The sequence below is a fragment of the Rhizobium anhuiense genome, from assembly GCF_003985145.1.
GTDB lineage: Bacteria > Pseudomonadota > Alphaproteobacteria > Rhizobiales > Rhizobiaceae > Rhizobium > Rhizobium anhuiense.
Window position 1 is genome coordinate 146,774 of record NZ_ML133537.1, and the last position, 7,066, is coordinate 153,839.

General features: G+C 59.8%; 7 protein-coding genes. 5 read left to right on the forward strand and 2 right to left on the reverse strand.

The window, feature by feature from the left end; all coding sequences use genetic code 11:
* Positions 1–31 precede the first annotated feature (31 nt).
* Entirely contained in the window at positions 32–1,120 is a 1,089-nt protein-coding gene (gene hrcA / locus EEQ99_RS29665) for a heat-inducible transcriptional repressor HrcA (RefSeq protein ID WP_047617213.1), read from the forward strand.
* A 111-nt stretch (positions 1,121–1,231) separates the two neighbouring features.
* Entirely contained in the window at positions 1,232–1,864 is a 633-nt protein-coding gene (grpE, locus tag EEQ99_RS29670) for a nucleotide exchange factor GrpE (protein WP_047617212.1), read from the forward strand.
* Positions 1,865–1,902: 38 nt separating this feature from the next.
* Here grpE and EEQ99_RS29675 read toward each other — a convergent pair whose 3' ends face one another.
* On the reverse strand, positions 1,903–2,847 hold the full coding sequence (locus tag EEQ99_RS29675; RefSeq protein ID WP_048338265.1) for a nucleoside hydrolase: 945 nt from the start codon (positions 2,845–2,847) through the stop codon (positions 1,903–1,905).
* A gap of 278 nt (positions 2,848–3,125) precedes the next feature.
* Here EEQ99_RS29675 and EEQ99_RS29680 point away from each other — a divergent pair, with 278 nt between their 5' ends.
* Together EEQ99_RS29680 and EEQ99_RS29685 are read left to right on the forward strand one after the other, a co-directional pair.
* Complete coding sequence (locus tag EEQ99_RS29680) at positions 3,126–3,551, forward strand: Hsp20 family protein (RefSeq protein WP_047617210.1); 426 nt, start codon at positions 3,126–3,128, stop codon at positions 3,549–3,551.
* A 47-nt stretch (positions 3,552–3,598) separates the two neighbouring features.
* Positions 3,599–3,856 carry a BQ00720 family protein gene (locus tag EEQ99_RS29685; RefSeq protein ID WP_008524631.1) on the forward strand — a complete coding sequence of 86 codons (258 nt, stop codon included), beginning with the start codon at positions 3,599–3,601 and terminating at the stop codon, positions 3,854–3,856.
* Positions 3,857–4,580: 724 nt separating this feature from the next.
* Here EEQ99_RS29685 and EEQ99_RS29690 read toward each other — a convergent pair.
* A complete protein-coding gene (locus EEQ99_RS29690) occupies positions 4,581–5,504 on the reverse strand; it encodes a LysR family transcriptional regulator (protein WP_063474776.1) in 924 nt (307 codons plus the stop codon).
* 260 nt (positions 5,505–5,764) lie between these two features.
* On the opposite strand from EEQ99_RS29690, the gene EEQ99_RS29695 reads away from it, so the two are divergent.
* On the forward strand, positions 5,765–6,583 hold the full coding sequence (locus EEQ99_RS29695; protein WP_047617206.1) for an alpha/beta fold hydrolase: 819 nt from the start codon (positions 5,765–5,767) through the stop codon (positions 6,581–6,583).
* Positions 6,584–7,066 lie beyond the last annotated feature (483 nt).

A 7,066-nucleotide genomic window follows, 5' to 3' on the forward strand; every position in this document is an offset into this window, starting at 1 on the left:
GAAGTATCATCAGCGCGGGTTCTTAAGCTTCATGGGCATCAGGTCGACGTCGGTTTCGGATGCTGTTGCCGCACTGGACGAGCGCTCCAGGGAAATTTTTCGGCGCATCGTCGAAGGCTATCTGGAAAGTGGCGAGCCGCTCGGTTCGCGCAACCTGTCCCGTCTTCTGCCGATGTCGCTGTCGCCGGCCTCGGTGCGCAACGTCATGAGCGATCTCGAAGAACTCGGCCTGATCTATTCGCCGCACGTCAGCGCCGGACGGCTGCCGACCCAGATCGGCCTGCGTTTCTTCGTCGATGCCTTCATGCAGGTCGGCGACCTCTCTGCCGAGGAGCGCGCCAACATCGACCGGCAGGTGCGGGCCGAAAGCGGCGGCAATCCGGTGGAATCGATGATGAACGAGGCAAGCCGCATGCTGTCCGGCATTTCGCGCGGCGCCGGCCTCGTCATCACCTCGAAAAGCGATCCGGTGCTGAAACATGTCGAGTTCATCCGGCTCGAACCGACCAAGGCGCTGGCCGTGCTCGTCGGCGATCACGATCAGGTGGAAAACCGCATCATCGAGCTGCCGGCGGGCGTCACCTCCTCGCAACTGACCGAGGCGGCGAATTTTCTCAATGCCCATATGTCCGGCCAGACGCTGCCGGAACTCCGCAAGCAGTTGAGCCGGCTGAAGGATGACGTCCGCCACGAGCTCGATGCCCTGTCGCGCGATCTCGTCGAGCGCGGCATCGCTGTCTGGGCCGGCAGCCCGGACGAGGGCAAGCCCGCGCAACTGATCATCCGCGGCCGCGCCAACTTGCTCGAGGGGCTGGCCGGCGCCGAGGATCTCGACCGGCTGCGCTTGCTGTTCGACGATCTCGAGAAGAAGGACAGCCTGATCGAGATTCTCAATCTCGCCGAAACCGGTTCCGGCGTGCGCATCTTCATCGGTTCGGAAAACAAGCTCTTCTCGCTGTCCGGCTCGTCGCTGATCGTCGCGCCCTATCGTGACGATGACGATCGCATCGTCGGTGCCGTCGGCGTCATCGGCCCGACGCGGCTCAATTATTCCCGCATCGTGCCGATGGTGGATTACACCGCCCAGCTCGTCTCCCGCCTTTCGCGCAATCAGCTTTGACGCCGCAACTGGCGAACGTGCGGAATTTTCGCTTCTTTGTCACGCAGACTTGATTTTTTTCGGTCAAACCTCGATATCGGGCGCATCTGAAGACACCAACCGGAGACCGTCATGACCGATGACACGACGAAAAACGGACCTGACGCAACTGCGGCCGATGCCGCAGCCGACGCTGCCGCCTACGTCGAGAACGATATTGCGCAGGAAGAGGCTGCCCAGCCGGACCCGCTCGAGCTTCTGAAAGCCGAAAACGGTGAGCTGCGCGACCGCTATCTGCGCCTTGCCGCCGAGATGGACAATCTGCGCCGGCGCACCGAGCGCGAAGTGAAGGACGCCAAGTCCTATTCCGTCGCGGGCTTTGCGCGCGACATGCTCGCCGTCTCGGACAATCTGCGCCGCGCGCTTGATGCCATCTCTCCGGAGACGAAGGCTGCGGCCGATGCCGGCCTCAGCACCCTGATCGAAGGTGTCGAGATGACCGAGCGCGCCATGCTGTCGGCTCTTGAGCGCCACGGCGTTCGCAAGCTGGAGCCGGTCGGCCAGAAGTTCGATCCGAATTTCCATCAGGCGATGTTCGAGGTGCCCAACCCCGACGTGCCGAACAATACGGTCGTCCAGGTCGTGCAGGCAGGCTTCACCATCGGCGAACGCGTGCTGCGCCCGGCCATGGTCGGCGTCGCCAAGGGCGGCCCCAAGCCGGCCGAAGCCGAAACCAACTCCGTCTTCGACGAGAAGGACGCTTAAGGACGTTTCCCTTCCGCTCAGGAAAGGAAACCAAAGCTTCAGATGCGGGCGAAACGTTCGATCAGCAGATCGAAGAAGCCGTCCGCATCGACATGGCGCATGACCTTGGCATTGCGCTTGCGCTCGGTCACATGCCACCAGTCGACGACGGTCATGCCGACGGTGAGTTCGGACCGGACCTCGATCTCGACATTGCAGTCCCGACCCCTGAAGAGCTCCGGCTTCAGCAGATAGGCGATCACGGTCGGGTCGTGCAGCGGCCCGCCGTCGGAGCCGTATTTCTCGATATCGAACCGCTCGAAGAATTCCAGCATCTCGACCATGGCCTTAACAGGCGCCGTGCCGATCTCGGCCATGCGCTTCACCCGGTCCTTGCGGGTCAGCAATTGGTGAGTGACGTCAAGCGGCATCATCACGATCGGCACGCCTGAGCGAAAGACGATATCGGCGGCCTCGGGGTCGACATAGATGTTGAATTCGGCGGCCGGGGTGATGTTGCCGCCCTCGAAGAAGCCGCCGCCCATCATCACCAGTTCGCGGATGCGGGGAACGATGTCGGGCGCCTTCTGGAAGGCCAGGCCGATATTGGTGAGCGGCCCGAGCGTGCAGAGCGTCACCGTGCCTGTCGGCTCGCCGCGCAGCGTCTCGATGATGAAATCGACCGAATGGTCGGGCTGCAGCGCCATCGTCGGCTCGCTGAGGTCGGGCCCGTCGAGGCCGGTCTTGCCGTGCACATGTTCGGCCGTCACCAGCTTGCGGGCGATCGGCGCGTCGGCGCCGGCGAAAACCTTTGTCTCCCGCCGGCCGCAGAGCTCGCAGACGATGCGCGCATTGCGGCTGGTGAAGGAAAGCGGCACGTTGCCGGCGACCGTCGTGATCCCCAGCACCTCCAGCTCCTCGGGACTGCCGAAGGCCAGCATGATGGCGGCCGCATCGTCCTGGCCGGGATCCGTGTCGATGATGATCTTTCTTGCGCTTGCCATTCCGATCGTTCCATCCTCGCGGGTGCGCTTTGCCTCGGCATGCACCGATTTGTTCATTTCCCGTCACAAATCAGCACAGTCCGTGCGGGCATGTTTTGATGCGAGGCAGCCGCCGCTTTGTCAAGCAAGCAGCCGGCGGCACCGCTTTAAAATTGTGAGGTGGCGCCGGCACGTCGCACCGTGCCTTGCAGCACTGGGCTGCTCTCCCCATATTAGCGGCATCCGGACGCTGCGTTTAAGGTCCGGGATGGTCGCTTGCATCAAGGACTTGAAAAGAGATGAGCCGCATTACCCCTTTCGCCAGCCCGCTGCTTCTGGGCTTCGATGCCATGGAAAAGACGCTGGAGCGCATTTCCAAGGCAAGTGACGGATATCCACCCTATAATATCGAGCGCATCGCCGCCGACAACGGCGCCCCGGAACGTCTGCGCATCACCCTTGCCGTCGCCGGTTTCAGCGAGGAGGAACTCGATGTCTCCATTGAGGAGAACCAGCTTCTGATCCGCGGCCGCCAAGTGGAACAGGGCGAGCGGGACTATCTCTACCGCGGCATCGCCGCCCGCCAGTTCCAGCGCACCTTCGTTCTTGCCGACGGCATGCAGGTGCTCGGCGCCGGCCTGAAGAACGGTCTGCTCTCCGTCGATCTAATTCGTCCGGAACCCGCGCGCATGGTCAAGAAAATTAACATTTCGGTTTCACAGTAGCACAACGGTTTGTCGAACCGTTGGTCCCTTCTTCCGGAGGAACAGGAATGTTGATGAAAGAAGCCACGTCTCACTTGACCAAATCCGAGCTTGCCCACATCGGCAACGGCGAGGTCGCCTACATCAGAAAAATGCGCACCGAAGAGGTCGCCAAGTGCTTTCCCGAGGCGCCGGATATCGATCCGAACGTCGATCTCTGGGCACTCTTCGGCGCCGACGGCACGCCGATCCTCTTGACGGACAACCGCTCCAGCACCTTTTTCAAGGCTGCCGAGGACGAACTGAAGACGGTCAGCCTGCACTGACCGTCAGATGGTGTCCGTCGCGTTTCACCGCTCTTGCAGTGCGCGGTCGCTTATCCGATTTTGCTGCGGTCGGGGCTGATGCCACGATATATGCGCGTAGCCTGCTTTCGACGTTTTCCGTGCGATGATGTTGGAAGCTCCAGGATTCGGTATCAAATCCCACCAGACTGACAGGGTTATGGCAACTGTGCGCCAGTAGGAGAGATTGGCGTCGGGTTGGATTAGTGACCGCATTGGGGCCGTAAGCCGACCGGCAGCTTTTTGGCGCTCACACGCGATAACAGACATCCAGCGAGGAAAGATTAGCGCCATCCCTGCCCCAATGCGGACGCGTGATCACTAGGAGCGTTTCTTCCGCTTTGCGGCCAAAAGCGGTGAGCAAGCGGTAACTATGCGACCAAACACCAACTCTTCGAGTAAGATCTTCAGCTTCGACGGATTTGGGTCTAGAGAGCATTTCCCCGACATCTGAGTTAGTATTGCGACTGAGGAACCGAATTCAGCCACAGGAGAGCTGGTGTGGACGTTGCCGCTTGGTTGCGAGGAATCGGTGTCACAGCCCTTGAATAGTGTCGACCTCTGATAGTGGTGAAGCCCGCCGTCCACTTTTGCCTCGCGCTCCTTGATCGGAAAAGTCGAGATGGGTCGATACCCGAAATTCGAGAATGCTGAACAAGATTCGGGAGCACGCCAACAAGCAGAAATCGCATGAGCTTGATCTCTGCTATGGAATTTCAGCATAGCGGATGATGCTCTGATTTTGGACGTTGGCGACTAATTCATCAGAGCGAGACAAAAATCGGCGGAGCAAAGGTGAGGAATTTGAATCGTTGTATCCTAAGGTGAGATCAATTGTCGGAGGCACACCCTCAAGTGCTCTAGCAACGACATTTGGCGTCAGCATATTTTGCGCATAAAGCGGAATAAGCGTTATTCCACCTGTAGACACGACGAGCGACATTGCTGACGGCAGGCCTTCGCCTTCGTACTCTGCCTTGAGGGTGATCCCAACGTTCGACGCGTAATCTTGGATCACGGATTGCAATACGGGAGAAATTCTAGCCGAACTGACGTAAGTTTCGCGGGCAAGGTCCTGCGGCCGGATCTTTTTGCGCGACGTCAAGCGATGGTCCGCCGGCAGTACGGCGATCAGTGGCTCCTTGGCTAAAAACTTGAAGGACACACCAACACTCTGCGTCTCGGGGCGAAGGAACGCGACGTCCAGCTTGCCTCGCATCAGTGCCAGAGCAAGGTCCGGGGAAGACTGACTGGACAATATGATTTCAACCTCCGGCGCTTCCTCACGAATAATGCGCAATGCATGGGGTAGCCACACGACCTCTTGCCCTGCGAGAAAACCGATAGTGAACGACTGCTTTTCTGGCCGTTCTGCCCGCCGGGCCCCTTCCGCGGCCGCCTCGACTTGCAATAACGCCAGCCGCGCGTGATCAAGAAACACTTTACCGGCGGCGGTGAGCGTCACGCCGCGCGACTGCCGTTCCAGCAGCTTTACACCGACTTCGGTTTCCAGATCGCGAATTTGCCTGCTGAGTGAGGGCTGGGACGTGTGAAGCCGCCGCTCTGCTGCGGTCAGTAAGCTTCCCTCCTCCGCAACAGCAACAAAATAGCGCAAATGCCTCAGCTCCATCGGATCCTCGCTATACCTTTAAGGCATAGCTCGAACGTACAAGGTATTTGTCTTCGATAGAAGGGGGATTTAATTAACGTCGAAATTTCGGGATACAATCGAACGCGCCTCACCGGAGTATTTCGCCTGCGCTTCGAAAAGAAAGATGAGGCATGCGTGGCAATATTGCGTTGATTATTGCAGTGGCGCGTGGATGAATGGCTCTAATTGATTATTTTGACCTTCAAAGGAATGTTTAACAGCGCAGAGGGAGAGACTCGATGCCTACAATCACTACCACGGACGGCGTAAACATCTTCTACAAGGACTGGGGCTCAGGCCAGCCGATCGTTTTCAGCCACGGCTGGCCGCTGTCGGCGGACGATTGGGACGCCCAGATGACCTTCTTCCTTCGCCAGGGCTACCGGGTGATCGCCCACGACCGGCGCGGCCACGGCCGATCCGACCAGCCCGGCACCGGCAACGACATGGACCACTGGGTTGCCGACCTCGCGGCCCTGACCGAGCACCTCAACCTGCGCGACGCGATCCACATCGGCCACTCCACAGGTGGCGGTGAGGTGGCTCGCTATGTCGCTCGCCACCCGGAGCGCGTCTCGAAGGCGGTACTGGTCGCTTCCCTGACGCCGAACATGTACCGGAGCGAGGAAAACCCGTCCGGTCAGCCGCCGGAGTGGTTCGATGCGATCCGAGCGGGCGTGCTGGGCAACCGGTCGCAGTTCTTCCGGTTCGTCCCTGAGAACCCGTTCTACGGTTACAACCTCGACGGGGCCGAGCCTTCGGAGGCGATCATTGCGAACTGGTGGCGCCAGGGCATGGCCGGTGGTGCCCTGGCTCACTACGCGACTGTCGACTCTTGGCTGGAAGATTATACCGAAGACCTCAAGAAGATCACCGTGCCGGTGCTGGTGATGCATGGCGAGGCCGATCAAGTCGTCCCCTTCGCAAGTTCTGTGCCGCGTGCGGTCGACCTCCTCAAGAACGGGTCGCTGAAGACCTACCCGGGCTACCCCCATGGCATGCTGACCACACATGCAGATGTCCTCAACCCCGACCTGCTCTCGTTCATCAGGTCTTGACGACATCGACCGGACCGCGGCCTTCATCCAACGTCGGCCGGACGATCTGTCACCCGGCAGTGCCGGGTGACACCTGTGTACGTGGAGCGTTCCCGGAGGGTGCTTCCGACAGTGGCAATTTGCTTGGCGCGTAGTGAAAGATGCAACGTGTCGCGCTTAAATTTTTCGTTGCGGTGGCCGATTACTCCACCGGCCGAAATGGCTCGGCGTCTCGGCTTCGACATCTGGGAATTAAGAGCGGGGGATGCCCGTCGATTTAATGTCGGAAGTACCACCGGCTTCCGAAGTGCTCATTATAGGCACTCAACTCGATGGCAGCTTTTGGGACACTGACCATAGTGTCTGAACGGCTGAAATGGTTTAGGGTTTCGGGTGCCGTCAGGCGTACGAAAGCCTCTCATGCAGGAACCCGCGGTCCGCACACTCCGGTCTATGGGGTTTTGTGTTTCAGGGCGGCCCAGGGGCACTCAATCACAGCAGCGT

Excerpts from the sequence above, each read along its gene's own strand:
- hrcA (WP_047617213.1), top strand. The coding sequence starts at position 32 with ATGGGCATCAGGTCGACGTCGGTTTCGGATGCTGTTGCCGCACTGGAC.
- grpE (WP_047617212.1), top strand. The coding sequence starts at position 1,232 with ATGACCGATGACACGACGAAAAACGGACCTGACGCAACTGCGGCCGAT.
- EEQ99_RS29675 (WP_048338265.1), bottom strand. The coding sequence starts at position 2,847 with ATGGCAAGCGCAAGAAAGATCATCATCGACACGGATCCCGGCCAGGAC.
- EEQ99_RS29680 (WP_047617210.1), top strand. The coding sequence starts at position 3,126 with ATGAGCCGCATTACCCCTTTCGCCAGCCCGCTGCTTCTGGGCTTCGAT.
- EEQ99_RS29685 (WP_008524631.1), top strand. The coding sequence starts at position 3,599 with ATGTTGATGAAAGAAGCCACGTCTCACTTGACCAAATCCGAGCTTGCC.
- EEQ99_RS29690 (WP_063474776.1), bottom strand. The coding sequence starts at position 5,504 with ATGGAGCTGAGGCATTTGCGCTATTTTGTTGCTGTTGCGGAGGAGGGA.
- EEQ99_RS29695 (WP_047617206.1), top strand. The coding sequence starts at position 5,765 with ATGCCTACAATCACTACCACGGACGGCGTAAACATCTTCTACAAGGAC.